This is a genomic window from Sphingomonas aurantiaca, assembly GCF_003050705.1.
Classification (GTDB): Bacteria; Pseudomonadota; Alphaproteobacteria; order Sphingomonadales; family Sphingomonadaceae; genus Sphingomonas; species Sphingomonas aurantiaca.
In genome coordinates this window covers 1,143,576-1,169,946 of record NZ_QAOG01000001.1, presented here as the reverse complement: position 1 = coordinate 1,169,946, position 26,371 = coordinate 1,143,576, and the positions used below count along the sequence as shown (strand labels likewise).

General features: G+C 63.5%; 23 protein-coding genes and 1 pseudogene. 12 read left to right on the top strand and 12 right to left on the bottom strand.

The features are described from left to right. Positions 1-340 precede the first annotated feature (340 nt). Together C8J26_RS05470 and C8J26_RS05465 are read left to right on the top strand one after the other, a co-directional pair. On the top strand, positions 341-1,777 hold the full coding sequence (locus C8J26_RS05470) for an AAA family ATPase (protein ID WP_208631322.1): 1,437 nt from the start codon (positions 341-343) through the stop codon (positions 1,775-1,777). After that, positions 1,774-2,382 (top strand): RloB family protein, encoded by a 609-nt coding sequence (locus C8J26_RS05465; RefSeq protein WP_107956972.1) that lies wholly within the window; start codon positions 1,774-1,776, stop codon positions 2,380-2,382. Before C8J26_RS05470 ends, C8J26_RS05465 begins: the two co-directional genes overlap by 4 nt. Before the next feature lie 1,286 nt (positions 2,383-3,668). Here the strand turns inward: C8J26_RS05465 and C8J26_RS05460 are convergent. From C8J26_RS05460 to C8J26_RS21165, 4 genes and pseudogenes are all read right to left on the bottom strand, one after another. Further along, a complete protein-coding gene (locus tag C8J26_RS05460) occupies positions 3,669-4,010 on the bottom strand; it encodes a hypothetical protein (RefSeq protein ID WP_208631321.1) in 342 nt (113 codons plus the stop codon). 139 nt (positions 4,011-4,149) lie between these two features. Beyond that, the gene (locus C8J26_RS05455; protein ID WP_167398773.1) at positions 4,150-4,500 is read right to left on the bottom strand and encodes a hypothetical protein; all 351 of its coding nucleotides are present in this window, start codon (positions 4,498-4,500) and stop codon (positions 4,150-4,152) included. Between the two features lie 905 nt (positions 4,501-5,405). Further along, positions 5,406-5,663: a hypothetical protein gene (locus C8J26_RS20805; RefSeq protein WP_235516721.1), complete on the bottom strand. Its 258-nt coding sequence runs from the start codon at positions 5,661-5,663 to the stop codon at positions 5,406-5,408. Positions 5,664-5,732: 69 nt separating this feature from the next. Then, positions 5,733-5,900: pseudogene (locus C8J26_RS21165) on the bottom strand (helix-turn-helix domain-containing protein); the annotation flags it as partial. Between the two features lie 74 nt (positions 5,901-5,974). Between C8J26_RS21165 and C8J26_RS05440 the strand changes: the two are divergent. The 4 genes from C8J26_RS05440 (at position 5,975) to C8J26_RS05420 (ending at position 8,893) form a co-directional block, all read left to right on the top strand. Then, positions 5,975-6,241 (top strand): transcriptional regulator, encoded by a 267-nt coding sequence (locus tag C8J26_RS05440; RefSeq protein ID WP_244185162.1) that lies wholly within the window; start codon positions 5,975-5,977, stop codon positions 6,239-6,241. Positions 6,242-6,247: 6 nt separating this feature from the next. Next, positions 6,248-6,910, top strand: coding sequence for a phage regulatory CII family protein (locus C8J26_RS05435; protein ID WP_146168770.1), 663 nt, complete (start codon positions 6,248-6,250; stop codon positions 6,908-6,910). A 94-nt stretch (positions 6,911-7,004) separates the two neighbouring features. After that, on the top strand, positions 7,005-7,190 hold the full coding sequence (locus C8J26_RS05430; RefSeq protein ID WP_056411416.1) for a hypothetical protein: 186 nt from the start codon (positions 7,005-7,007) through the stop codon (positions 7,188-7,190). 626 nt (positions 7,191-7,816) lie between these two features. After that, complete coding sequence (locus C8J26_RS05420) at positions 7,817-8,893, top strand: tyrosine-type recombinase/integrase (protein WP_146168769.1); 1,077 nt, start codon at positions 7,817-7,819, stop codon at positions 8,891-8,893. Positions 8,894-9,030: 137 nt separating this feature from the next. On the opposite strand, the gene C8J26_RS05415 is transcribed toward C8J26_RS05420, so the two are convergent. The 4 genes from C8J26_RS05415 to C8J26_RS05400 are packed head-to-tail and all read right to left on the bottom strand — an operon-like array spanning position 9,031 to position 11,297. After that, complete coding sequence (locus C8J26_RS05415; protein WP_107956964.1) at positions 9,031-9,459, bottom strand: DUF1178 family protein; 429 nt, start codon at positions 9,457-9,459, stop codon at positions 9,031-9,033. Continuing rightward, the gene (locus tag C8J26_RS05410) at positions 9,456-10,283 is read right to left on the bottom strand and encodes a carbon-nitrogen hydrolase family protein (RefSeq protein WP_107956963.1); all 828 of its coding nucleotides are present in this window, start codon (positions 10,281-10,283) and stop codon (positions 9,456-9,458) included. Before C8J26_RS05410 ends, C8J26_RS05415 begins: the two co-directional genes overlap by 4 nt. Next, positions 10,283-10,537, bottom strand: coding sequence for a glutaredoxin 3 (gene grxC, locus C8J26_RS05405; RefSeq protein WP_056411423.1), 255 nt, complete (start codon positions 10,535-10,537; stop codon positions 10,283-10,285). Before grxC ends, C8J26_RS05410 begins: the two co-directional genes overlap by 1 nt. A 31-nt stretch (positions 10,538-10,568) precedes the next feature. After that, the gene (locus C8J26_RS05400; RefSeq protein ID WP_107957094.1) at positions 10,569-11,297 is read right to left on the bottom strand and encodes a ComF family protein; all 729 of its coding nucleotides are present in this window, start codon (positions 11,295-11,297) and stop codon (positions 10,569-10,571) included. Between the two features lie 77 nt (positions 11,298-11,374). Here C8J26_RS05400 and C8J26_RS05395 point away from each other — a divergent pair, with 77 nt between their 5' ends. Then, positions 11,375-12,244: a class I SAM-dependent methyltransferase gene (locus tag C8J26_RS05395; protein WP_107957093.1), complete on the top strand. Its 870-nt coding sequence runs from the start codon at positions 11,375-11,377 to the stop codon at positions 12,242-12,244. Here C8J26_RS05395 and C8J26_RS05390 read toward each other — a convergent pair. The 4 genes from C8J26_RS05390 to C8J26_RS05375 form a co-directional block, all read right to left on the bottom strand. After that, entirely contained in the window at positions 12,241-12,633 is a 393-nt protein-coding gene (locus C8J26_RS05390) for a response regulator (RefSeq protein ID WP_056413229.1), read from the bottom strand. The two genes, C8J26_RS05395 and C8J26_RS05390, sit on opposite strands and share 4 nt — an antisense overlap. Positions 12,634-12,697: 64 nt before the next feature. Beyond that, positions 12,698-15,181: a sensor histidine kinase gene (locus tag C8J26_RS05385; protein WP_107956962.1), complete on the bottom strand. Its 2,484-nt coding sequence runs from the start codon at positions 15,179-15,181 to the stop codon at positions 12,698-12,700. Continuing rightward, the gene (locus C8J26_RS05380; protein WP_208631320.1) at positions 15,178-16,530 is read right to left on the bottom strand and encodes a GGDEF domain-containing phosphodiesterase; all 1,353 of its coding nucleotides are present in this window, start codon (positions 16,528-16,530) and stop codon (positions 15,178-15,180) included. Before C8J26_RS05380 ends, C8J26_RS05385 begins: the two co-directional genes overlap by 4 nt. A 586-nt stretch (positions 16,531-17,116) precedes the next feature. Beyond that, on the bottom strand, positions 17,117-18,310 hold the full coding sequence (locus tag C8J26_RS05375) for an acetyl-CoA C-acyltransferase (RefSeq protein WP_279628928.1): 1,194 nt from the start codon (positions 18,308-18,310) through the stop codon (positions 17,117-17,119). Positions 18,311-18,400: 90 nt separating this feature from the next. On the opposite strand from C8J26_RS05375, the gene C8J26_RS05370 reads away from it, so the two are divergent. The 5 genes from C8J26_RS05370 (at position 18,401) to C8J26_RS05350 (ending at position 26,329) form a co-directional block, all read left to right on the top strand. Then, entirely contained in the window at positions 18,401-18,652 is a 252-nt protein-coding gene (locus tag C8J26_RS05370) for a hypothetical protein (RefSeq protein WP_055879041.1), read from the top strand. Further along, a complete protein-coding gene (locus tag C8J26_RS05365) occupies positions 18,645-19,400 on the top strand; it encodes a prepilin peptidase (protein ID WP_107956960.1) in 756 nt (251 codons plus the stop codon). The genes C8J26_RS05370 and C8J26_RS05365 overlap by 8 nt, the downstream gene beginning before the upstream one ends. Then, the gene (locus tag C8J26_RS05360) at positions 19,397-19,816 is read left to right on the top strand and encodes a hypothetical protein (protein ID WP_107956959.1); all 420 of its coding nucleotides are present in this window, start codon (positions 19,397-19,399) and stop codon (positions 19,814-19,816) included. Before C8J26_RS05365 ends, C8J26_RS05360 begins: the two co-directional genes overlap by 4 nt. 181 nt (positions 19,817-19,997) lie before the next feature. Further along, positions 19,998-22,097, top strand: coding sequence for an autotransporter assembly complex protein TamA (locus C8J26_RS05355; RefSeq protein ID WP_244185161.1), 2,100 nt, complete (start codon positions 19,998-20,000; stop codon positions 22,095-22,097). Then, positions 22,097-26,329: a translocation/assembly module TamB domain-containing protein gene (locus C8J26_RS05350; RefSeq protein ID WP_107956957.1), complete on the top strand. Its 4,233-nt coding sequence runs from the start codon at positions 22,097-22,099 to the stop codon at positions 26,327-26,329. Before C8J26_RS05355 ends, C8J26_RS05350 begins: the two co-directional genes overlap by 1 nt. Positions 26,330-26,371 lie beyond the last annotated feature (42 nt).

Below are 26,371 nucleotides of genomic sequence, written 5' to 3'. Positions count from 1 at the left end.
ACTATATGGAAGACGCGACGAACTGATCGGAAGCGGCCGGTCCGCTTTCCTCCCCAAACCAGACATTGGGGCGGAGGATATACCCTCCGCCGCAATGATCGCGCGCCCATGCAAAACCGCCGTTCGTCGTGAGCGTATCGTACGTTGTACCCCATCGATACCCCGGTGCCGATGATGTGGTCGGGGCTGGCAAGCGACTTACGAACCCTCACGGCCAGGATGTATTCTTGAGCAAGCGCGTTGAGCACGGCGGGACCGGCAAGATTTAACCCGGCCGCCAGGTTGAGTCTGGCGAGAGGAGGGGACCGCGGCGTAAGCCTTAGACGCGTATGGATCGATGATGGTAGAACGCACCCTTCCCAAGCGCACAACGATCGAGTGTAGTTTTAACGGGATTTTTGCGCATTATATGCGTAAAGCGGGTCCAAGCTGCATGGAGTTTAATATGCTGGTTTCATTCCGTGTACGGAATTTTAAGTCGTTTCAGGAGGAAGCCACCCTGAATCTGACTGCGACGTCAGCCGATAGCACGCTACCCGATGCCGTTACCACGGTAGAAGAAGGCTCGGGTACAAACGCGCGCCTGCTCTCGGCTACCGCGATCTATGGAGCAAACGCGTCGGGGAAAACAAACTTTCTCCTGGCAATCGACGTTTTCCGTCGTGCCATAAGCTACTCACAATCAGTGTGGAATAGTGGCTCAGGTACTGGGTTGATCCCTAGCGTCGCATCCCCAGATGAGCCCACTCTTCTAGAGGCAATATTCATAGTAAAGGGCGTTCGATATCGGTACGGATTTATAGGTAATCGCGAAGCATATTTGCAGGAATGGCTATATAGCTATCCCGTCGGGAGAGAGCGCCTACTTTTCCAACGGTCAACTGTTCATTTGAACGGTGATCATAAAACAACTGCTGAGTTCAAGAGAAATCTTGAAGGAAGTCGCAGGGATTTCGACTCAACCTTACGCCGGACGCGTGAAGACAGCCTACTTCTATCGGCCATGTCACAAGATAACCAGCAGGACTGCCAAGTTATTTATGAGTATTTCAAAGATGCAAATTCTTTGATAACATTCAAGGATGAGGCACTTGATAGCGATTACACCTCGAGATTTGCGTCTACTAATCCCGTTTACCGAGAAATGGTGCTTGGCCTGCTTAGCACCTCCGATGCAGCGATATCCGATATCGAATTAGAAAATATTCCGGCACCAGTGAGCGAACCAGTGGATGAAAACCATCGCGCTTTAAATCCAATTTTCACGACCAAGTTTATAAGCAATATTGCTGGCAGGCAACACTCGCTACCAATAGATGTACAATCTAGAGGAGTTAAACGTATATATGCTACAGCAGCAAGCGTATGCATGTCAATTTCCGACGGATCCTTGCTGCTTGTCGATGAGATAGACTCAAGCATGCACCCTCATATGGTTGCCAAACTTGTTAGTATCTTCCAAAATAAATCGACAAATCCTAATGGGTCGCAACTTATATTTACAACTCATGATTCCCATTTAATGAATGCGCAACATCTTCGCCGAGATCAAGTTTGGTTTGCAGAAAAGCGAGATGGCCTATCTGAACTGTACAGTTTATCTGAATTTTCGCCAAGGAAGAATGAAAATCTAGAGTCCGGATATCTGCGCGGTAAGTTTGGAGCAGTGCCTGCGACAGGGATTAGTCTAAGTTTGCTTGGATTAGATCGCAAACTTCAGATTGGAGCTGGAAGCAAAGAATCTGACAGCAAATCTAATTTGGCGGTCGAAGGATGAGTAAGGCTGGCTATCCGAAGAGGCTTACTGGAGGTCGGACGCGGCGGGGCCATCTGATTGGAATCGCCTATGACGGTGAGGTCACAGAGGAGTCGTACTTTCGTGGGTGGCAGCAGATTCTCGCCCAGGGAACCGTTCACGTCTTCCCTGAGTACGTAAAAAGTGGTGGAAATCCAAAGATCGCCGTTCGAGAAGCGATAAAGCTTAAACGACGAAATCGGGATATCAGCGAAATGTGGTGCGTGACCGACGTCGATGACGCGTCTAATGCCGATGTCGCAACGGCAAAATCAGAGGCTGCGCAGAATGGGCTGAACTTATGCCTTTCAGACAGATGTTTCGAGATTTGGCTTGGTCTTCATTTTGCAAAGTCGGCGAAGGCAATTATGTCAGAAGCCGAAGCCATCGCGTTAATTGCACAGCATCAGCCTGATTATTCGGCTAAGAACAAGCTCGTACCGTTTTCGGTACTATTGCCAGAGACTGATAAAGCGGTTGATAATGCTAAATGGCTTTATGATCAGAGCGCCAACAACCCCTCTACCAATGTAGATAAAATAGTGATTAGACTTGCTAAGTTCTATAATCGGCAAAACAGAGAATAAGCCGATGATCACAAACCCCGTATGCAAATGGTAAAACCCCCGTGGTCAAGAGCTGGCCTCGTTACGGCTATACCCGATGAGGCGGAACTCTCGAATAAGTTGATGCGGCGGAGAACCCCTCCGCCGCGCCCACCCAAATTCCACCCGACTGCAACATTTCCTGCCGTGCGATGGCATGCTGTACCCCGACGATACCCCGTCTCAAATCGCCCAAAGTCGGACGATCGGGTAGGCAGCTTGCAGTCTCAAAAGCGGTCATCTGTTCATGTCGATGATGCCAAACCCGGCGATGACATGATGCAAAAATCAAGGTTTTTGAATCAGCGAAAGACGGCGGACCGGACAGTAGAAAACGTCTCGCAGCAAATGCTCTGCTACAGTCGCAGAAGACGAAAGGCGAGGGCAATAGCATTGATAAAAAATATCAGACTAAAAAATCCCATTATGAGTATGCCTGCGGGGCCGAGGTCTCCTTCGGTCATAATGTGCCCCAACCAGTACATCGCCAAAACACCGGCAGGCGCAGCGAGCGCTAGCCATCGTGGGGGTAAATTCATTATTAGCACAGGAGGAATCGCCAACAACGCTAGAGCTATAAGCAGGATTATCATGCTGCTCATTATCGAATATCGCCCTCAATAATCCGGTGCCACCGGTGATACAAAAAGCAAAAGTTTTACATCAGAACTGAGAGTTATCGCTTGCTACTGTCACTTCTAGAGGCAGATCGTCGAAATCTGGCATGTATTGATTATCGCGATATATATTTTCAGGAATTGGCGCTTTGCCGGCCAGGCCGAAATCGACTATTGCCCATCCATTAGTAGTTCGGGCTATCCCTTTGGCCATTCTAAGTACCTAATGTTTGATAGACAGCTATCGGTTACGGCCTGTCTCAAACGCAACAGGAACAGTGAGACAGGCCGACTGCGACGTCGGAGGAGATCACGTCGAGAGTTAAACTGCTTACCAGCAATTTTGACTCAAATCTAATTTTCAAAGCTGGCCTAAGGCAAAACTCACAAGTTTTGAATCGATCAAAGGGCGGCGGAAAGCCGAGGGTTCCGCCGATGCCAAAGATTGATGTCTGTTGGATGCTGGCTCAGTACCCGGTTTCCTAGAGTGCTGCCCCCAAAGCGGATGGTCCGCTTTCCTTCCCGAACCAGACGTTCCGGCCGAGCCTTAGGGAAAGTGAAACCGCGCCGTACGAGGCGATGTCTCATTCGCAGAGGCGGGTGGAGCGTTACCACAACTCGCCGCGAACGTCTGACAACGCCTACGCGCAGTCACTCGTCTCGGTGATTGCCGAGCGTACCTAGCCAGTCACCGCCGAGCGACAGCATGGCCATCCCGACGAACGGTGCGGGCAGCACCATCGTGACCCATGCCCAGATGAATACGACAGGAATGCCGATGTTGCGATTGTGGATGGCAACTGCCTTGGCGTCTTCGAACTCGAACCCGATGAATAACGGTGCAGATAAGCCGACAAGCCAGCACAGTGCCAATCTGCGCTTGAGATGCGTTCGATCGTCAGGGATCAGACACCGCAGTGCCACGAGAATCGCCGCAAAGACTGCACCCCCGATAAGAACGGGAACGACCAAAAGCTTAAGGCGAAGCTCCAACCATCCTTCCATCGGCGTCAGGATGGTGGTCCGCCGCGGACTAGTCAATGACCGCTCGTGTTTCAAAATTGGCCATTCAGCTTCCGTCCAATAGCGGATGCCCGCTGCCTCTGGAGCAATCCTAATAGCGGTCGTTCATTCAGGCAAACTTGACAATGACTTCGCTGTTCGCTGGTAGCCCGTGTATGTCTTTGAAGGCGGTCAGTGCCTCTCGGATTACTTCGTCTGTTTCTTGTCTATTTTGATCTTGAAATTGCCCTCTCCACAGATCGACGAAATGCACGGTAGGATTCATCGCGGACGGGTGATCGTGCCGCCACTGACGCTCCTCATAGGGGAACCAACTCGTTGAAAAACTGACTTCGGCGCCATCCGTACGAACGATTTTAAATTGGCGATTGCCGTCGGAGCCACCCCCGTTCGTGAGAAGCTCCAGCCCTCGGTCAATATCGATGGTTCGGAGTTTGGCAGGATCAGCTACAAAGGCCATGTGGTCGCCCTCAACGGTCAACGAAATTGTCCCAAATATTAGGTCGTTTTCGTTAACGCCCCCCCAAAGCCGCCCGTCCGCTTTCCTTCCCAAACCGGACATTGCCGCGGCTAAGAACCCCTCCGCCGCAGCCTGCAGGCACCAGAACGCGAGCTAACGTGCATCACGCTTTATCAACCTAGCGAGCTGCTGCTTCCCAAAATACCCGTACGGCCAAGCCTTTCGATCTGGCAGCACAATACGGAGACCGTTTCGCGCTGACGGCCTCATCATCGCCGCGAGACGCACAATCTCACGGAGCGTCGCGACCGCAAGCACTTCCTCGCCACCCGTACCGCTTTGCTTTCCTTTACGGCGCCACAACGTCGCCAGTTCGTCCCATGGGACGTCAGAAACGTTGTCCTTGATGCCTACGTCCGGCGCCATCTCGTATAACCTGCCATTGGGCAAATCGTTACATAACGCGATCCGCGACGATCAGCATCTCAGGGCTTTCCGGGCCGACCGGATCGAATGCAAAATGCCGAACACGGATCGAGTCTGGACTGTCGGGGGTGATTTTGAACCTATCGCCAGCCGTCAACGGCTCGGTTCTCGTATGAACATAAATGGCGCTTTCGCCGGCTATGACTACACGAAATTGCACTGTGTTATCCCGTTTCAGTTTGTGATGCGGCGGAGGATCCCTCCGCCACGGCCTATTGAGACCCGCGGAAATGTGCGGGTTTTGATACCAGTCCGCAACGATGTACCCTGGCGACACCCCCATGGACTGCGCCCTCTCGACTAAACGGTCGGACTCTGATTTATAGAACATAAACGGAACAGATTGCCGGGAGGACGGGTGGCTAAGCCTACGCTGCGAATGACGCCAGGTTGCTCTCATGCATGCATCAGATGCGATGTTATCTGCGCTGAGCTTGCGGGATTGCGGGACGATCTGTGGGGAGAGGTCCAGCGCCTTCGACTGCGGCTTTCGACTCATCAAGATCCTGATACAGCTCGGTCGATTGAAGCCGTGCAAGAGCTTTGGGCAGCCGCTTGGCGAGAGCACGAGCTAGCTCGGCGCCAGTCAGTTTACCAAACACCCGAAGCTGAGCCTCGAACATATCCGCCAACGCATCTTCGTTTGGCATGGCAACAGCCAGCAGCAGATGTTGCACGCGTGGCTCACAGCGTGGGAGAGGCCTACCCAATTCGGGATCGTCAGTCTCGCCGATGAGGTATTCGGTCGATGTGTCTAACGCTCGGGACACCTTATGCAGGTGGGCCGAACTGTACGCTAACCCACTAACAATTTTGTGGATTGCCGACTGAGACACACCGACGCGACGAGCCAGCTCAGACTGGCTAAGCCCTTTGGCCTTCATAAGGTCGCGTATGCGTTCGGCTTTGATCACATTCACAATCTATAACAGCGGTAATAAAGCGCACGTCCACCTTGGTGCTTGACGATCTACCACCAGGGTAATAGATGAGCATGATGATTTGCCGGACCCCCCTCGAATCAATCCAGCGTGCGGTCGCGATCTACGGATCGCAGTCTGCAACAGCCCGTGCGCGCGGCGTGAGCCAGGCGGCTGTCTGGAAATGGGTTCACGGAAAGGCGGAGCTTCCCGCAGAACAGGTGCTGGCGATCGAACTTGATACCGGGGTTTCGAAGCATGACCTTCGTCCCGATTTGTATCCGCATGACCTGAAGTCCCATGACGGTCCCGAGAGCATCGAGACATCACGATGAGCGGCCGTGAAGGCCGCCGCCCAGTTTCTCTCTGCCGCCATCCTGGCGGCGAGCGTCGACGGCATTCCTCCCCCCGGTTGCCGTCGACGTACATCTCATTGCGGCATATTTGCCCGCCCCAGGCGCCGCGCGCATCGGGAATCGAAACCGGTGTTTCCCGTCATGGGTGACGTGCAGCTGCCAGTCGCAGAGCGTCGGCTCGCCGAGGCAACCAAGCGGGCCGTGCAGGCCGCAGGCGGTGGGAAAGTGTGCGAGGACGAGACCGGGCTCTCGGACACGCGGATCTCGTGCTTCTGTTCGAAGAACGATCGCGCCAGCATTTCAATCCGCAACGCCGTTCGGATCGACGGCATCGGTGCTCGCGAAGATGGGCATCCTCACATCCTGAGCGCAATGGCGAGCCTGCTGGGCGCGGTCGTGATCATGCTACCGGAGCGCGATGAGGCAGAGCCCTGCCTGCGTACTGGCGTGATGGCGCTCAGCATCGAAGTGGGCGACGTCTCCCGCGCCGTGTCGGACGCGCTTGCCGGCACCGGCGAGGACGGTGCGAAGGTGACGCCTCGCGAGGCCCAGGCAGCGCTCGATCACATCGCTGATCTCGAACGCGCCACCGCCAAGCTGCGCTACCAGCTCGAGCACATCGGCTCCCCGCCGGAAGCGCCGCCCTAAGCCCGATCTACCGCTCACCTGACACCGCCGCCCCCCGACCCGCCCGCGATCATCACGATTTGCGGGGCGGGAAACTGCTGCCTGGACTCTCCTGATGCTCAACCGACGCGAAGCCCTCACGAACATATCGAAGGCCCTACGGGAGCAGGCTTGCGCCCTGCAGGCGCTGAACCTGCCGAGTGATCATGACATTCCGCAAGGCATGCGTTTGCTGCTCGACGCGATCGATTATGTCGACGTCGCAGCCGGCGGGAACCTTGACCAGCAGGTCGCGGCATGACGCTAACCCCGGGCCAATACCTGCGAACACGTCGCGAGGCGGCAGGGCTATCGATCGCCGATGTCGCCGAGCGGATCGCGACTGTGCCGCGCTGGGCGCAACATCTCCGCCGCGGCTGGCTTGCGGAGATTGAGAGCGACCAGATGCCTGCGTCGTTCAACACGATCGTCGTGCTTCACCAGGTGGTGCAATTCGACCTCGGCGTGCTGGTCACTCTGTCAGCAGAGGGTGTCGAAGCTCCCCGCTTGTGCGTCGTATGCGCCTGCAGCGAAGCAGCCCCCTGCGTCGGCCATGCCGGACCGTGCTCGTGGATCTCAGACGATCGCTGCAGCGCATGCCCTGGCAGCGCCCCTAGAAGCAACGCTGATGGTGCGTAGGCACGTTACCGTCGTGACGGCCGCAATCTCCCATGTTGACGAGATGAAATATTGCCCGGGGGAACGTATGACGGTCGCCTCCCCCGAACGGGTCGGCATTGCCGGTGCCGTATTGATCACCGGCCTGTCCCGCCGCACCCTGCAGGACCTCGCGCCATCGATTCCCGGCGCGAGCAAGCCGGCGGGACGCTGGCTCTTTGCCGTCGCCGAACTCCGCGCTTGGGTCACACGTACAACGAAGAGGCCTTCATGCCGAAAAATCTATACGTCCGCGCGGGCATCTACTGGGCGCGCTTCAAGGTCCGCGGTGTCGAATACCGAGAAAGCCTACGAACGCGTTCTGAGCGGGTCGCGGTGAAGAGACTGGCGCTTCTACGCGAGCAAATCGAGGACGAGTCGGTCTTTGGCGCTGCTGGTCCTGTGAGCTGGGCCGATGCTGTTTTGAGCTGGAGCCAGCGCATTTCCACGGCTGTCGGTAGTCAAACCTATACCCGCTACCTTTGCAGCTTGCGCCAGGTCCGGGGGCACTTCGACCCGTTGTCAGTGCAGCAGATCTCGGCCGACGTCCTAAAGGACCTCATAAAGGCCCGTCGACGTGCTGGAGTGAAGAACGCAACTATACGCCGTGATCTCACTGCGATTTCGAGCGTGCTCGATAACGCGGCCGACGAAGGCTGGATTTCCGATAATCCGGCGGTCGGATTGAACCGGCGTCGAATCGTGCCGGAGCGCATCGAGCGAATCGTTCTGCCTCAGGAAGCGTCGATCGCGATGGTCTTCCCGCGCCTCGTCCCACGTGTGCGTGACCTATGCGAATTTACGCGCGAAACCGGTCTGCGCCTCGACGAGGTCACCGGTCTGCGCCACGCGTCGATCGATCGCAATGAGCGGACGATCACAGTCGAGAAGGGCAAGGGCGATAAGCTGCGCGTCGTACCGCTGACGAAAATTGCAGAGGCAATCATCGATCGGCAGCCGCGCTACATCGGTAAGCCGTGGGTGTTCTGGAAGGACAAGGGACAGCGCCTGACGGAGGTATCGTCGCGCCTCGGCGATCTGACACGGCGGGTGGCACAGAAAGCGGCACGCGAAGAGGTGGAGTTCCACCGCTTCAGTCACCATGACTTTCGTCACCTGTTCGCCGTTGAGTACCTCCGATCGGGACGCGGCTCGATCTACGATCTACAGGGCGAGTTAGGCCACAGCACGATCACCGTGACCGAGCGCTATCTAGCGTTTCTTACACCTGACCAGGCGAAGAGCGCCAAGTCGGTGATGGCACAGCGCGGGGCACACTCCCCACGGTCCGAGGCCGCGAGTTCTTGATGAAACCGCGCGTTTCTGCCCTTTTTGCGCCATTCCCGGGGATGGCACGCTACGTCTTCCTAAACCGTAGGCCGCGTGTTCAAATCTCGCCGGGGGCACCAGCTTTTCCGCCTGACCACGACGACGTGACGCGCCCTTCAGTTTAGCGTTTTAGGCGCGGCGGTCGGCAGCAGCGGGGCGATGGGAACACCCTCGTCGACCAGTGCCTTGGCATCGGCGACGCTTGTCTGCCCGTGGATCGTAGCCTGTTTTTCCTCGCCCAGATGCATCGCACGGGCGCGTTCGGCGAATGCCGTGCCGACCCATTCGGACGTTTTGAGCGCCTCGGCCTGCTGGCTCGCGAGGCGTTGCATCACCGCCTTGATCGCACCCGGCGTCGGCGCATCGGGTTTGCGGTTGCCCTTCGCTGCGATGGCGGGCGCCATCAGCGCCTTGGTGACGTCGCCGCTGTCGCACATTGGGCACCGAACCTGCCCTGCGACGCGCTGATCTTCATAGGCCACGCTCGAACCGAACCAGGCCTCGAAGACATGGCCGCCGCCGCATTTCAGGTCGAAGACGATCATCGCACGACCGTCACCGGGGGTATCGGCCGCCGGTGTTGCAGCACCGGGATCCGCGACCGGACCGCGTCGACGCTGGCGGGATCGAGATCGACGAAGGCGAGGCCAGCCTGCTCCCCCATGTCGAGGATCACCTCGCCCCACGGATCGACCACGAGCGAATGCCCATAGGTCGCGCGACCATCGGCGTGAATGCCGGTCTGCGCGGCGGCGACAACGTAGGCCCCCGCCTCGATTGCGCGCGCACGCAGCAGGACATGCCAGTGCGCGGCACCGGTCGGCCGAGTGAACGCGGCCGGCACGGACAGCAAGGTCGCGCCCGCATCGCTGAGCGCGCAGTACAGCGCGGCGAACCGCAGATCGTAACAGATCGACGCGCCGACCATCCCCGCGGGCGTATCGACTACGACCGCGGTCTCGCCGCCGACATAGGCGGCGGACTCGCGCCAGCTTTCGCCCGACGGAAGATCGACGTCGAACAGATGCAGCTTGTCATAGCGCGCCCGGATCGTCCCCGAAGAGTCGATCAGAAAGCCCCGATTGGCGAACTTGCCATCGTCACGGCGGATCGCGAGCGACCCGAGATGCACCCAGATCCCCGCGGCCGCGGCAGCATCGCGGACACTGGCGAGGACCATATCCTGGTCCTCGCGGACGATCGCCTCTCCGGCACGACGCCGGTCACGATCGATCAGCCCGGACATTTCGGGCGTGAACAGCATCCCGGCACCGGCTTTCCCAGCGGCACCGATCGCATCGGTCAGCGTCGCTGCATTGACCGCGGGATCGATCCCGCTGGTCATCTGAAGGACGCCGATCCGCGGCATCAGGCGAGCAGGGGGTCGAGACCACCCTTTGCATCGAGTGCGGCGAGATCGTCCGAGCCGCCGATATGCTTACCGTCGATAAAGACCTGCGGCATGGTCATGCGGCCGCCCGACCGTTCGACCATCTCCGCCTTTTTCGGGCCGCCCATCGTGACGTCGAACGTCTCGGGCTCGACGCCCTTCGATGCGAGAAGCTTCAGCGCCCGCGAGCAATAGGGGCAGAACTGCTTGATGTAGATTTCAACTTTAGCCATCCGTCGGAAATGTGGTTGCGGGTCGCCATTGTCAATCGTCGCGCTCCGCGGGCAGCACGCGCGCCCAGCACAAAATCGTGACGGAGCGGGCACCTGCGCGCAGCAGCACGCGCGTACACGCCTCCGCGGTCGCGCCGCTGGTATAGACGTCGTCGACCAGCACGACGGCCTTGCCGCGAACCCGCCCCGGTGCCGCAACCGCGAAGGCGCCCGCCACCACCGCCGCGCGCTGTCGCCGCCCCAGCCCGCGCAACGCGACCGTGCGACGCGGCCGGACGAGCACGTCGCGGTCGTGCGGGACGCCCGCCGCCTTGGCGAGCGCCTCGGCGATCAACGCGGCCTGGTTGAACCCGCGCGACCAGATCCGCCGACGATGCAGCGGGACCGGGACGAGCAGCTCGGCATCGGCGGGGATCAGCCACCGCATCCGCAACGCCATCGTCTCGGCAAACGCGGTCCGCCCGCCATATTTCAGCCGAAGCGCCAGGCTCCGCGCGACCTGGCCATAGGCGACCGCGGCGAGAACACCGGCATGGCGCGGCGGATCGCGCAGGCAGTCGCCGCACCGCGCATCGTCGCCGCGATCGAACGCGAACGGCAGGTTGCATCCGGCACACCAGGGCGGCGCGATGAACCGCAGGCTGCTCCAGCAGGTTGCGCAAAACCGATGATCCTGCGCGACCGGGATACCGCACCCCGCGCAGCGCGGCGGCAACGCGGCGTCGACGACATGGCGTAGCACGGCCGGCAGTTTCAACACCGACCCCTTTTCCCGCACCCCGCGCCGCGCCCCCGCCTTGCAAGGTGCCACTGTTTGCGCCCTACCCCTTGTCGGCGATGCCGGTGCGCGGCACAAGCGCCCCCGTGTCCGATCAAGCGCCCCAAATCTTCGACCGTGCCGCCCGCCGCCGGCGCCGCGATCGCGCCGCCCCCGTCTATGCCGAGCATGATTTTCTCCGCGCGACGATGCTCGACGGTATCGACGAACGGCTCTCGGCGGTAACGCGGTCGTTCACCGACATCCTCGATCTCGGCTGTTTCGACGCAGCGCTGCCCGCCCCCGCCGGCGCGCGGATCGCGCGGTGCGACCCGGGCCATGCCTTTGCCGCCGCCGCGCACGGCGTGCAGGCCGACGAGGACCGGCTGCCGTTCGCCGATGCGAGCTTCGATCTGGTGGTGAGCGCGGGCGTGCTCGACCAGATAGACGACCTGCCCGGCGCGCTGTCGCTGATCCGCCGTGTGTTGCGGCCGGACGGGCTGTTTCTCGGCGCGTTCGTCGGCGCGGGAAGCCTGCCCGCCCTGCGCGCCGCGCTGCGCATCGCCGAGGCGGACCGGCCCGCGGCACGGCTGCATCCGCAGATCGACGTCCGCTCCGCCGGCGACCTGCTGATGCGCGCGGGTTTCGCGCTCCCCGTCGCGGACGTCGAGACGCTCGACGTCGGCTACCGCGATCTCGGTCGGCTGCTGGGCGATCTTCGCGGGATGGGGGCGAGCAACCTGCTCAACCAGCGCCAGCCGATGTCGCGCGACATACTGGGCCGGACGATCGCGGCGTTCGCCGCCGCGGCGGACGATCGCGGCCGCACGCACGAGACGTTCCAGATCGTATTCCTGACCGGATGGTCCCCCGACCCGTCGCAGCCCAAGCCCGCGCGACGCGGCAGCGCAACCGCCTCGATGACGGACGCGCTCAAGGCGAGAGACTAGCCGATCATCCCATCGCCCTCGGCATCGCGCGCGAGGATCCGGCCCATCGCATCGAACAGCGAATCCATCGCCACCGGCTTGAAGATCACGTCGTCCGCGCCCGCGACGATGCAGCGCTCGCGCAGGTCCGGGGCGATATCCGCGGTGACGACGATGATCGGCACGCGCGCCTTGCGATCGTCGCGCGCGCGGATGTGCTGGATCGCGGTCACGCCGTCCATGCCGGGCATCCGCAGGTCGACCAGGATCATCGCGAAATCCTGTTCGTCGATGATTTCCAGCCCGCGTTCGGCGCTTTCGGCTTCGACCATCGTCACGCCGGCGACGTCGAGCATGTCTTTCACGACCCGCCGGTTCATCCGGTCGTCCTCGATAAAAAGAACGTTCACCAGCGTCTCGTCGACAGCGGGACATGCGAGGGAAATGCGGCCGACATAATCGTGCATCTACGCTTTATGCAGCGTCCGACACAAGGACGGGATGCACGCCCTTTTGCGGTGTCGATTCGCCATAGATCGCCTGCACCAGCTTGGCACCGCTGACCGGTCTTGCAATGACCCTGGTGATGCCCGTCGCCAGCAACTCATCCTGCTCCTGCCCGGCCGATACGGGCCACAACACGCTCGTCTGCGCCCGCGCCAGATCCGCCGCGTCCGCGATGCGGCGAAGGTCGGCGAGCGGATCCTCGCCCAGCCGCACCGTCGCGTCGTCGATCAGCACGTGCGCGATGGCGCCCTCCCCCAGCCGCGTGACGGCCGCATCGGCGGACCCGGCAAACGCGATCTCTCCGGCGTGCGGGGCAAGCAGCGTCCTGAACATGCTCCGGGTGATCGGATTGCGATCGACGACCAGCGTCACCGCGACGTCATCGGCCGCTGGCACCGCGACCGGCACGATGTCGACCGCGCGGACGAAGGGCAGCACCAGCGTGAACGTCGTCCCCTGCCCCTCGACGCTGGCGACCAGCACGTCGCCGCCCATCGCGCGGGCGAGGTTGCGGCAGATCGCCAGCCCGAGCCCGGTTCCGCCGAACTGGCGCGTGGTGCCCGCATCGGCCTGTGCGAAGGACTCGAAGATCTGTTCGAACTTGTCGGCGGGGATGCCAATTCCGGAATCGGTCACCGCGATCCGCAACCGCCCGTCCGTGCCGACATCGACCGCGAGCATCACGCGGCCGCGCTTGGTGAATTTGAGCGCGTTGGACAGCAGGTTGAACACGATCTGACGGATCCGCGCGGCATCGCCCAGGATCATCGCGGGACAGCCCTTGAGGTCGATCTCGAACGACAGCCCCTTGCTGCGCGCCTGTTCCTGCCACATCCGCGTCGCGTCCATGACGGTTGCGCACAGGTCGAACGGCACCGCCTCGATCGTCAGGTTGCCCGCCTCCATCTTGGCGACGTCGAGGATATCGTCGACCAGCGCGCGCATCGTGATCCCCGCGCCGCGCACGACATCCAGCCGATCGCGGAGCAGCGGCGACAATTTCCCGTCCGCCAGCATCACCTCGGTCATGCCGAGGATACCGTTTAGCGGCGTGCGGATCTCATGGCTCGTCGTCGCCAGGAATTCGGTCTTGGCGGCGAGCGCCTTGCCGAGCGCGCCGTTGGTGATCGCCAGGTCGGCGTTCACCGCGCGCACCATGTTGCGACTGCGCCGGATCGTGAACAGCCCGATCGCCAGCAACGCGATCACGATCGCGACCGCCGCCGCGATCCCGAAGAACACGTAACGCTGCGTCCGCACCCGCGCCCGCTCGAACACGATGCCGCGACGCAGCTCGTCCGCGCGCAACTGGCTGATCTTCAGTTCCTGGTTCGCAAAATCGAACCGCGCCGCCATCAGCGCCGACTTGGTACTCGTCGCGACCTTCGTCGCAGCATCGTCGATCCGTTTCAGCGCCTGGAGATGGACCAGCGCCGACTTGGGATCATCAGCGGCCAGAAACACGTCATAGGCAGTCTGGTGGAGATCCTTGAGCGAAATGCTCGCACCCTGCGGCCCGGGATTCGCGAGCGCCTGCTTGATCAGCGCCACGGCACGCGGGACCTGCCCGCGCCGCAACGCCAGCTTTGCCGAAATCGCGACGATGCCGGGTCTCAGAACCGCGGTTTCCCGATCCGCGGTCAGCCGCATGCCTTCGCGGATCGACTGCTCGGCGCCCGCCAGATTGCCCGACGACAGCTGAAGCAGCGCGAAGTTCGCATAGATCTGCGCCACGAGCGCCGGACTCTTCAGTTCCTTGGCGAGAGACAGCGCGATCTTGAACTCTGCGAACGCCTGCTTGTATTGCTTGAGTTCACCGAACGCCGTCGCGCGATTATTATAGACCGATATCGACAGGCTCGGATCTGTTCGATAGACTTCGATCGCCTGATCATAATATTTGAGCGCGGTCGTCTGATCCATCGCCTCGGTGTACAGCCACGCGATGAAGACGAGCGCCATCGCCTGCCCGCGATTATCCCCCAGCTGCCTGTAGCGCGCGAATGCCGTTTGATAATCCGTCAACGCCGCGCCGGCACGCCCCTGCCCACTTTCCGCGCCACCGCGCGACAGCAGGATATCGGCATATAGCTTGGACTTTGGTGCGATGCTGGCAGCCTTGGCCAACGCCGCGCTGATCAACAGCCGCGCCTTCTCGGGATCGCCCGTCCGGAGATATGATTCACCCTGTAGCCACTCCGCCGTGGCCGTCGAAATCCCGCGAACCGCCGGATCGTCAATCGATGCAGCGATCCGCTCCGCGGCGGCAGCCTTGGTCCGCGCGACGGCGGGATCGATCAGCATAGCCGCCTTCGCATCGGCGATCGTCTGATCGAACCGCCCCGCTGCCGGCAGCTCGGCCCCCTGTGCGCGGCCGGGCGAAAAAAGTCCGCAGCCGATAACCAGGCCATACGCGGCCAGGCCTATCCAGCGTGCGGAGAGACGGCTCATCCGCGCTTCCACACGGTCGCAAGCCGGTTGAACGGCGCGCGCGCCTCCGCTGCGATCGCGAGGTGCTTTTCCTCGGCGAGGAAGTGGATCAGCGCGTCGAGGTTGATCGGACGACTGATCAGAAACCCCTGGATCATGTCGCACCCCATCACCGACAACAACGCCATCGCCGCCTGAGTCTCGACGCCCTCGGCAACCACTTCCATCTCGAGCGCATGGGCAAGGTCGATCGTCGAACGCACGATCAGCGGGTCGCGGTTCGAACTCGTGAGTTGCGTGACGAACAGCTTGTCGATCTTCAGCTCGCGCGCAGGCAACTGCTTGAGATAGGCGAGCGACGACAGCCCCGCGCCATAGTCGTCGATCGCGATGACGATGCCGATATCGGCGAAGATCTTGAGGTTCGCGATCGCGCTTTCGGGATCGCGGATGACCGAGGTCTCGGTGATCTCGAACCCGAGCCGCGCGCCGCTGGTCTCGACCAGCGCGCAGACCGTCCGGACGAACCGGGCATCGGCCAGGAGCACCCCTGCAATGTTGATGAAGATCCGCAGCTCATGGCCATGCGCGGCCAGCGTCCTCTGGTCGCGGATCGACCGGCGGATCGTCCACAGCGTGAGCGCGACGATATCGCGCGATTCCTCTGCGATCGGAATGAAATCGCTCGGCAGTACCAGCCCCCGGGTCGCATGATTCCAGCGGACCAGCGCCTCGACGCTAGTGATCTCCTGCCGCCTGAGATGGACCTTGGGCTGATATTGGAGGAACAGCTCCTCGGCATCGATCGCGATCGTCAGGTCGCTCGCCAGTTGCGCCCGGTCGATCGATGCGGCGCCCGCGTTCACGTCGCGGGCGACCGCGACCCGCTCGCTGCGCGCGTCCGCCAAGGCGCGTTCGGCCTCCTCGACCAGATGGACCTCGTCGCGATCGCCGATCGTGGCACCGGCGGCGGCGCCGAACTGGACATGCACCTTGTGCTGTTCGCCATCGATGTCGAACGGCAGGTCGAGCGCGCCCTCGAGCGCGGTGATCGCCACGTCGAGCGCAAGCCGCGCCTCGCTCTCAAAGGCGATCTCGACCATGTCGCGGCCGGCAACGACGATTCGCGCGTCGGGCAGCACCGAACTGATCCGCGCCGCGACGTCGAGGATCAGCATATCGGCGCGCGGACGCCCCAGATGCCGGCGTAGGACGCCGAAATTCTCGATCTCGGCCAGGATCAGGAACTGCCAGGCGATGGCACGGTGCGGACGCGCCGGAATTACCGCCTGACTTACAGGGCCTAACGCGCCGACCGGGTCGTCGGCCTGGACGCTGCTGGCAACGCGTGACTGCGGAAACTCCCTCATGCCTCCGCGATATCGGACACGCCTAAACATACTCTTAAGCACAACACACACCGTTGGCCGCAAAACGTGGTTAACAAAATACAAATCTCATTGTTTAACGTTTTGTTATCCATTAAGCCGAAATCGCACCCGATTGGGTGTCAATAAGGGAGCATAAAACATGCTGAATCTCATCATCTCGCTGATCTACAGCGGCATTCGCCCCTGGTGAATGCCGACGTCGGCTCGATCAACGCTGTTCGCCCCTATATGGCGAACACGGTGATCGGGCCGACACTTTACCCATGATGACTAGCGTGAAGCGGCAGGAGGCACGTTGCTTGGTTAAGGCGTCACCGGGGCCGATCGGTCAGTAACACTGCTGTAACATGACACTATAAAGTCGCCGGTCGAGCGCCACCGAGGCCCCGCTCCCGACGCAAACTTACCCTCCCCGCAGCCGAGCGCCACTCCGCGGACGCGCACGATCGTCTCGGCGAAACGGGTCGCCGGGTGCTGCACGTGATACTGAAAAGGAATGCGGGCCGGTCGCCGGCCGCCATGGGGGAACGGCGCGAACGCGCGCCACTCCCCCGAACGCTTGGCCTTAGCGCATCAACTCCACCGCCATCGCGGTCGCCTCGCCACCGCCGATACACAGCGATGCCAGTCCGCGCTTCTGGCCGGTGGTTTCCAACGCGGACAGCAACGTCGCCAGGATACGCGCGCCGCTTGCGCCGATCGGATGCCCCAGCGCGCAGGCGCCGCCGTGGATGTTCACCTTGTCATGCGGCAGGCCGAGGTCGCGCATCGCGATCATCGCAACCACTGCAAACGCCTCATTGACCTCGAACAGATCGACGTCGGCTGCCGACCAGCCCGCCCTCTCCATCGCCTTGCGCATCGCGAACACCGGCGCGGTCGTGAACAGCGCCGGTGCGTGAGCGTGCGCAGCATGCGCGACGACCCGCGCGATCGGCGTAATGCCCAGCCGCTCGGCGACGCTCGCCCGAGTCATCACGAGCGCGGCGGCGCCGTCGGAGATCGACGAGGCATTGGCGGCGGTGATCGTGCCGTCCTTCGAAAAGGCCGGCTTGAGCGTCGGGATCTTGGCGACGTCGCCCTTGGCCGGCTGCTCGTCGAGCGCGACCGTGGTCGTGCCTTTGCGGCCCTTAATCTCGACCGGCACGATCTCGCGATCGAACGCGCCCGAGGTCTGCGCGCGCTGCGCACGGTGCAGCGATTCGATCGCGTAGTCGTCCATCTGCGCGCGCGTGAACTGGTATTCGTGCGCGGTATCCTCGGCGAAATTGCCCATCAGCTTGCCGGGTTCGTACGCATCCTCGAGCCCGTCGAGATACATATGGTCGAACATCCGGTCATGCCCGATCCGCGCGCCGCCGCGGTGGCTCTTCGACAGATACGGTGCGTTGGTCATGCTCTCCATGCCGCCCGCGACGAGCAGGTCGACCGACCCGGCCGCCAGCGCGTCGGCCGCAAGGATCGCCGCCTGCATCCCCGAACCGCACATCTTGTTGACCGTCGTCGCCTCGACATGGTCGCCAAGCCCGGCGTTGATCGCCGCCTGCCGCGCGGGCGCCTGGCCGAGCCCGGCGGGCAGCACGCAGCCCATGTAGATCCGCTCGATGTCCGCGGCCGACACGCCCGACCGGCCGACCGCCCCGCGGACCGCATCGGCGCCAAGCTGGGTCGCGGTCGCGCCGGCGAGCGCCCCCTGGAACGATCCCATCGGCGTACGCGCGTAGGACAGGATGACGACGGGATCTCGATCGACGGCCACTTATGCTCTCCATGTATTCTTATGCCCCCGGTATCTGGGGTTGATGCGCGGCAATACAAAGCAGCGCGGGATGCGCCTAGACCCGTCCGCATGGAAACACTCATCACGACGCTCAAATGGTGTGCCGCGGCGTCCGGGGTGATCGCCGCGTTCATGGTGTCGCTCGATTTCGGGCGACGCGTGACCGGCTGGGGGTTCGTGCTGTTCGTCGGCTCGTCGATCGCCTGGCTGAGCGGTGCGGCCTTGACCGGGGACTGGGCGCTGGGCACGCAGAACATCGTGTTGTTCGGGATCAACCTCCTCGGCGTGTATCGCTATCTGGTGCGCAAGACGGGTGTCTGAGACCGCGGTCTGGGCGGTGCTGCTGGGCGTGCTCGGCGCGATCCTCGGCAGTTTCGTCGCCGCGCTGGTGACGCGCTGGCCGGAGGGGCGATCGGTGATGGCGGGCCGCTCGGCCTGCGATCACTGCGGGCGGACCCTCCGCGCTGTCGACCTGGTGCCGTTGTTGAGCGCGCTCGTCCTTCGCGGACGGTGCCGCGGCTGTGGCGCCACGATCAGCCCGGTGCACTGGCGGATCGAGCTGGCCGGCGTGGCGATCGGCGTGGCCGCCGGTATCGTCGCGCCCGGACCGGTCGGCGTGGCAGGCGCGGTGTTCGGCTGGTTGCTGCTGGCCTTGGCGAGCCTCGATCTCGTCGCGTTCTGGCTGCCCGACCGGCTGACGTTGCTGCTCGCCGGGACCGGTATGCTGAGCGGAGCGGTCGGGATCGGCCCGCAGCTACTTGCACGGGCGATCGGCGGAATCGCCGGGATCGGCACGTTGTGGCTGGTCGCGTTCGGCTACCGGCATCTGCGCGGGCGCGACGGGATGGGCGGCGGCGACCCCAAGCTGTTCGGGGCGATCGGGCTGTGGCTCGGATGGCAAATGTTGCCCGCGGTTCTGCTGATCGCCAGCATGATCGGGCTTGGCGTCGTCCTCGCCGCGCACCTCAAGGGGCGCAGCATGGCGGCGGACACCGCGCTTCCGTTCGGCGCGTTGCTGGCATTGGCGGCTTATCCCGCATGGCTCTTCATGATAGGCCTGACGCCATGATATCGCTCGCTCTTCTCCTCGCCTTGCAAGCTGCGGCCAACCCAGGCCCCGGCCCGCTGGGCGCGATCGGCAAGCAGAAGCTCCCCGCAAAGGGGTGCGCCGCCTATCTCTGGAGCATGGACGCCGGCCGCCAGCTCGTTGCGATGGCCACCGCCGACCCTGGGCAGATCCGCCTAGCGATCGACGGCAAGACCACCGACTATGCGATGGCGACTCAGTCGCCCGCGATCGGCTTCGGCTTCGGTGGCGTCACCCAGTATCGCGGCGGCGACGTCACCGCGACGCTCGACATGGCCGTCGCGGTACGCGCGGACATATCGGCAGGCGCGACGGTCACGTCCGCGACGCTACGGATCGACCGCCCGGGGCGCGATACCGTCGTCATGCCGGTCGGTGGCCTCATCGGCTGCGTCTGAGTCAATTTTCGTGAAACCAAGCCGCCCTCCGTGCGTTACGTGGGCGAAGATGGGGGTGAATCGTACACGATCGCTGCCGGTAAAAGGGAATCGTGTGACAGCTTCGAACAGCCGGCATCATTGGCTCGCTCTGGCGTTGGTAGCGTCTAATACGGGATTTGCGGGCATTTGTTCCGCCCAGTTGGCAAAGCCCGGCACCGCCCCTGCCAAGGGTCCCGATGCCCCCAAGCCCGGCGATCAGACCCAATCGGCCGATCCGCGGTCCGACGCGCCGATCGTCCCCGATGCCGAGTTCGACAGCGCATTGCCGCCGCTGAGCAGCGACCTGAACGCACCGCTCGAACCCATGTCCGCAGCGCCCGCGGTCGCCGCCACCCCCGCGACCGCGACGACGTCTGCAACGACGGTGTCGGGCGACGTCCTGCCGCCGACCGGCCCCGCCGACCCGCAACTCGCGCAACCGCTGATCCCGCTGTCGAGCTTCGACACGACCCCGCTCCAGACCGCGGCGGACATCAAGGACAAGGACGCGCCCGAGATCCGGTACGAGACCGCGACCAAGGGACTCGACAAGGCCGGCTCCGGCCTTGAGGCTGAATACAAGGCGCTATCCGCGCTCGCCGAGGGCAAGGGCAAGGCCGCGAACGCCACGCAGGTTGCGGCGCGCGGGCGTGAGGACGAGGCGCTGGCGGTCCGGCTGCTGAAGTCGCTCGGCTATTACGACGCCACCGCGATCTCGACGATCGAGACGATTCCCGACGCCGACAAGACCAAGCCCGCGCGGCTCAAGGCGACTGTCAGCGCGCAGCCCGGGCGGCTCTATTCGCTGTCGTCGATCACCGTGCAGGCGAATGCAACGACGCCCCCCGATCTGGTCCGCCAGCAATTGCCGCTGAAAGTCGGTGACCCGATCGAGGCCGCGCGGATCCAGGGCGCCGAGGCGAATGTCAGCCTGACGTTGCCGCAACAGGGCTATCCGTTCGTCAAGGTGGGCGAGCGCGACATCCTGCTCGACGATCAGACCCCGACGGGGGCGTACACGCTGCCGGTCGATACGGGGCCCCGCGCATCGTTCGGCCAGCTTCGCACCGAAGGCGATCCGGTGTTCAACCTGGAGCATCTCGGCCTGTTCCCGCGGTTCAAGGCGGGCGAACTCTACGACAACCGGATGACCGACGACCTGCGCGATGCGCTGGTCGCGACGTCGCAATTCTCGACCGTGTCGGTCGAGCCGGTCCGCACCGGCACGGTCAACGCAGACGGCACCGAGCAGGTCGACCTGCTGGTCCGCCAGAGCGCGGGCAAGCCCCGCTCGCTCGGCGGCAATGTCGGCTATTCGACTGGCCAGGGCTTCCGCGCAGAGGGCACGTGGCAGCACCGCAACCTGTTCCCGTACGAGGGCGCGCTGATCGGGTCGGTGATCGCCGGCACGCAGGAACAGGGCCTGTCGGGCACGTTCCGCCGCGCCAATGCAGGCCGCCGCGACCGGACGTTCAGCCTGACCGCGGGCGCCAACCATTCGAATTACGACGCCTATGACGCGTTCACGACCAGCGTCGGTGTCCGCTGGAGCTACGACTCCACGCCGATCTGGCAGAAGCCGCTGACCTATTATTACGGCGGCGAGCTCGTGGGCACGAACGAGAGCGTCTACGACTTCACGCAGGGCAAGGACGTCCGCCGGACCTACGGTATCGTTGCGCTGCCGGGCCAGGTGAAGTTCGATCGCTCGGACAGCTTGCTCAATCCGACCAAGGGCTATCGCCTGACGCTGAACCTCAGCCCCGAAACATCGGTGCAGGGGTCGGTGAAGCCGTACATCCGGACGATGATCGAGGGGACGTTCTACTACCCCGTCTCCAGCAGCATCGTCATCGCCGGACGCGCCAAGGCGGGCTCGATCCAGGGCGTCGACCGTGACGATCTCGCTCCGTCGCGTCGCTATTATGGCGGCGGCGGCGGGTCGGTGCGCGGCTATGGCTATCAGCGGCTCGGGCCGTTCGATCCCAACGGCAACCCGGTCGGCGGCCGGTCGCTCAACGAATTCGCACTCGAAGCGCGCTACCGGTTCGGCGATTTCGGCATCGTGCCGTTCATCGATGCGGGCAACAGCTATGAGAGCAGCACCCCGAACCTGTCGTCGCTGCGCTACGGCGCGGGCATCGGCGGGCGCTTCTACACCAGCTTCGGCCCGATGCGTTTCGATGTCGCGACGCCGCTGAACCCACGCAAGGGCGACGGCAAGATCGCGCTCTACATCTCGATCGGGCAGGCATTCTGATGGCCGAAAACGGCACCCCTGCGGTCGAGCAGACCGTCATCGTCGAGCGTCGCCCGTTGTGGCAACGTATCCTGAAATGGCTGGCCATCCTGGTCCTCGGCCTCGTCGCGCTCGTCCTGATCGTCCTGTTCGGGATCAACACCGATCCCGGCCGGCGGCTCGTCGCGGACCAGATCGGCGGTTACACGACCGCCTCGGGGCTGAACATCAAGGTCGGCCGGATCGACGGCTCGATCTACGGCGCGATGACCCTCAGCGACGTCCGCGTGTCGGATCCCAAGGGCGTGTTCCTGACCAGCCCGAAGCTCGCCGTCGATTGGCGCCCGTTCGCGTTCGCCAAGAACCATGTCGACGTACGCTCGCTGACGACTCCGCTCGTCACGCTGCAGCGCCGCCCGGTGCTCAACGCGACGCCGACCGATCCGAACGCGCCGTTGCTCCCCGATCTCGATATCGACGTGAACCGTCTGGTGATCGACCGTTTCCTGATCGCAAAGCCCGTGACGGGCCAGACGCACATCGTGAAGATCGATGGCGCGGTGCATATCGCCGATCGCCGCGCGCAGCTCACCACCAACGCGGCCGCGCTCACCGGCCCCGGCATCGCCGGCGGCGATCGCCTCGTGCTCAAGCTCGACGCGGTGCCCGACCAGAACAAGTTCGACGTCAACGTGAAGCTGACCGCACCGGTCGGCGGCGTGGTCGCGACGATGGGATCGTTCAAGGCGCCGCTGACCGCGACCGTCGATGGCCGCGGCAGCTGGGCCGCGTGGCAGGGCCGCGCGGTCGCGACGCTCGGCGGCGGGCAGCTCGCGAACCTCGCGCTGACCGCGAAGAACGGCCATATCGAAGTGCGCGGCTCCACGCGTCCCGGCCTGTATCTCGAGGGACCGGTCGAACGCCTGACCGCGCCACAACTCGACGTCGCGATCGACACGACACTCAACGATCGCAAGGCCGACACGCGGATGACGCTGAAGTCGGACGCGCTCGCGGTCGACGCAGGCGGCCTGATCGATCTCGCCAACAGCCGGTTCGGCAATTTCGCGGTGAACGCCAAGCTGCTCACCCCCGGCGCGATCCTCCCCAACCTGCGCGGTCGTGACGTCACGGCGCGCGTCGTCCTCGACGGTGCGTTCGCGACGCCGACGGTCGACTACAAGGTGCGCGCCGCGACGATCGCGTTCGGCGACATGGGCGTCGAGAACCTCTATGCCGAGGGTCTCGCCCGGGTGAACTCGGACCGTATCCTCGTCCCCGTCAAGGCGCGCGCACGCCGCGTCACCGGGCTGAACGCCGCGGTCGGCGGTCTCGCCACTAACGTCGCGATCGACGGCGATTTCGCGATCTCGGGCGTCAACGTCCTGTCCGACAACCTCAAGATCCGCTCGGACAAGATCGACGCGACCGCGGTCGTCGTCGCGAACATGGCGACCGGCCGCTACACCGGCGCGCTCAAGGGGCGGGTCAACAACTACCGCGTCGACGGCATCGGCATCGTCAACCTGACGACCGACGCCAAGCTGGTGCCGGGGCCCAATGGCGGCTTCGGGATCACCGGCCGCGTCGTCGCGCAGACCTCGCAGATCTTCAACGAAGGCGCGCGCAGCTTCCTCGGCGGCAACGCGATCGTCCGATCGGATATCGGCTACAGCCCCGAGGGCATCGTCACCTTCCGCAACCTGCGGATGAACGCGCCACAATTCCGCGTCACGCGCGGCGAAGGCCGGTTCGATCCGGCGACCGGCGCGGTGCTGGTCAATGCCGACGCCTATTCGACCGTGTACGGCCCGCTGTCTGCGCGCGTAACCGGCAGCGCGACCGCCCCTGTCGTCGTGCTGCGCGCACCGCGTCCGGGTGTCGGCGTCGGGCTCGTCAACCTCAACGCCCGCATCGTCGGCCGCGGCGGCGCCTATGCCGTCACCGCGAGCGGCGGCACCAATTACGGCCCGTTCACCGCCGACGTGCTCGTCACGCCGGGGACGCAGCTCGCGGTCGACGTGCGCCGCGTGGTGTTCGCCGGGATCGTCGGCAGCGGGCGCATCGTCCAGACCGCCGCAGGTCCGTTCGCGGGCGCGCTCCAGTTCGCGGGCCAGGGCCTGTCGGGCAATGTCCGTCTCGCGAACCAGGGCGGCTATCAGCGCGCCGACGTCGCCGCACGCGCCAATGGCGCCCGGATCCCCGGGATGGTCGATTTCACGATCGGCCGCGCGATCATCAACGCGACCGCGGTCCTGACGCCGACGCCGCAGATCGTCGCCGACGCACAGGTCGCGGACATGCGCTACGGCGCGATCGTCCTGTCGGCGGCACGCGCCAAGGTGAACTATGTCGGCGGCAACGGCACCGCGCAGGCGTTGCTCACAGGCTCGAACGGCGTCCCCTTCCGTCTCGCGGTCAATGCCAAGCTCAGCCCGAACAATTACCTCGTCGCGGCGCAGGGCCAAGCCAACGGCATCGACTTCCGCACCGTCAATCCGGCGCGCATTCAGGCAGTGAAGGGCGAATACCGCCTGTTGCCGACCCGGATCGACTTCGGTGGCGCAGGCGGCGGCTCGGCACGTCTCGCGGGCACCTATGGCCACGGCACGACCGCACAGGTCCGGCTCGATCGCCTTGATCTGTCGACCCTGTCCGCGCTCGTTCCCAATCTGGGGATCGGCGGCAAGGCCACCGGCAGCCTCGACTTCACGCAGGCCAATTCGGCCGCACTGCCGACCGCCGACGCGCGCATGACCGTCACCAACTTCACCCGCTCGGGCCTCGCCGCGGTCTCGGAGCCCGTCGACATCGTGTTCGCTGGGACGCTCGGCGGCGAGGGCGGCACGGGCCGTGCGTTGGTCCGTCGCGGCACGTCGGTGATCGGCCGGATGGTCGCGAACCTGCGCCCGCTCCCCGCGGGCACCGGTTCGTGGAGCGAGCGCCTGATGGCCGCGCCGCTGTCGGGCGGGATCCGCTATAACGGCCCGTCCGCAGTGCTGTTCAGCTTCGCCGCGATTGCGAACCAGCAATTGTCGGGGCCGATCGCGGTCGCTGCCGATTTCTCCGGGCGCCTCCAGGCACCGCAGCTCAACGGCGTCGTCCGTGCCGACAACCTGACCTACGACAACGAGACCTATGGGACTCGCCTGTCGCAGATGCGGATCGCCGGCCGGTTCTCGAACACCGACCTGCAACTGACGCAGCTCAGCGCGAAGGCCGGCGACGGCACCGTGCAGGCGCAGGGCTCGATCGGGTTCGCGGCGGACAGCGGCTTCCCGATCGACCTGCGCGCGACGCTGAACAATGCGCAGCTCGCCAAGAGCGACGCGATCAGCGCCACCACGACGGGCACGATCCACCTGACCAACGGGCGTGACGGCGGCCTCATCCAGGGCGATCTCCAGATCCCCGAGGCGCGCTACCAGATCATCCGCCAGGGTCAGGCCGAAGTGCCCGAACTGACCGGTGTCCGCCGCAAGAGCGACATCCGCACCCCGGTCTCGACCGACCGGTCGCAAGTGCCCGCGGTCGGCAAGTTCAAGCTCGACCTCCGCGTGCGTGCGCCCAACCAGCTGTTCGTGTCGGGCATGGGGCTCGAATCCGAATGGGAGATGGACATGCGGATCGGCGGCACGTCCGCCGCGCCGATCGTCACCGGCGGAATGGATATCGTGCGCGGTACCTATTCCTTCTCGGGCAAGCGGTTCGAGGTGACGAAGGGCCAGATTCGCTTCCGCGGCGGTGCGCTGACCGATCCGGACATCAACATCCAGGCGAGCACGACGACCAGCGACATCACCGTGACGATCAACGTCACGGGCACCGGCCAGCGTCCGCAGATCGCGTTCACCTCGACGCCGACCCTGCCGCAGGACGAGGTGCTCAGCCGCCTGTTGTTCGGGTCGAGCCCGGCCAATTTGTCGGCGACCGAGGCGATCCAGCTGGCGTCTGCGCTGAACTCGCTGCGCGGGTCGGGCGGCGGGGGTCTCAACCCGCTCGGCAAGCTGCGCTCGGCGACCGGGTTCGACCGCCTCCGCGTCCTCGGCGCCGACGAGGCGAGCGGCCGCGGCACCAGTCTGGCTGCGGGCAAGTACATCACGAAGAACATCTATGTGGAGATCGTGACCGACGCGAAGGGCTATACCTCGACGCAACTCGAGATCGCGCTGACCAGGGCGCTCAGCCTGTTGTCGGCGGCGGGATCGAGCGGCGGGCAAAGCGCCAGCGTCAAATATACGAAGGACTATTGAGTAAAGATCACAACAGGATAAGTTCGGTTATGAAACCTATGG

Bases quoted from the DNA above. Each gene is read 5' to 3' on its own strand.
- C8J26_RS05470 (WP_208631322.1), top strand. From the start codon at position 341: ATGGTAGAACGCACCCTTCCCAAGCGCACAACGATCGAGTGTAGTTTT.
- C8J26_RS05465 (WP_107956972.1), top strand. From the start codon at position 1,774: ATGAGTAAGGCTGGCTATCCGAAGAGGCTTACTGGAGGTCGGACGCGG.
- C8J26_RS05455 (WP_167398773.1), bottom strand. From the start codon at position 4,500: ATGGCCTTTGTAGCTGATCCTGCCAAACTCCGAACCATCGATATTGAC.
- C8J26_RS05440 (WP_244185162.1), top strand. From the start codon at position 5,975: ATGAGCATGATGATTTGCCGGACCCCCCTCGAATCAATCCAGCGTGCG.
- C8J26_RS05430 (WP_056411416.1), top strand. From the start codon at position 7,005: ATGCTCAACCGACGCGAAGCCCTCACGAACATATCGAAGGCCCTACGG.
- C8J26_RS05420 (WP_146168769.1), top strand. From the start codon at position 7,817: ATGCCGAAAAATCTATACGTCCGCGCGGGCATCTACTGGGCGCGCTTC.
- C8J26_RS05415 (WP_107956964.1), bottom strand. From the start codon at position 9,459: ATGATCGTCTTCGACCTGAAATGCGGCGGCGGCCATGTCTTCGAGGCC.
- C8J26_RS05410 (WP_107956963.1), bottom strand. From the start codon at position 10,283: ATGCCGCGGATCGGCGTCCTTCAGATGACCAGCGGGATCGATCCCGCG.
- grxC (WP_056411423.1), bottom strand. From the start codon at position 10,537: ATGGCTAAAGTTGAAATCTACATCAAGCAGTTCTGCCCCTATTGCTCG.
- C8J26_RS05395 (WP_107957093.1), top strand. From the start codon at position 11,375: ATGCCGGTGCGCGGCACAAGCGCCCCCGTGTCCGATCAAGCGCCCCAA.
- C8J26_RS05385 (WP_107956962.1), bottom strand. From the start codon at position 15,181: ATGAGCCGTCTCTCCGCACGCTGGATAGGCCTGGCCGCGTATGGCCTG.
- C8J26_RS05380 (WP_208631320.1), bottom strand. From the start codon at position 16,530: ATGAGGGAGTTTCCGCAGTCACGCGTTGCCAGCAGCGTCCAGGCCGAC.
- C8J26_RS05370 (WP_055879041.1), top strand. From the start codon at position 18,401: ATGGAAACACTCATCACGACGCTCAAATGGTGTGCCGCGGCGTCCGGG.
- C8J26_RS05360 (WP_107956959.1), top strand. From the start codon at position 19,397: ATGATATCGCTCGCTCTTCTCCTCGCCTTGCAAGCTGCGGCCAACCCA.
- C8J26_RS05350 (WP_107956957.1), top strand. From the start codon at position 22,097: ATGGCCGAAAACGGCACCCCTGCGGTCGAGCAGACCGTCATCGTCGAG.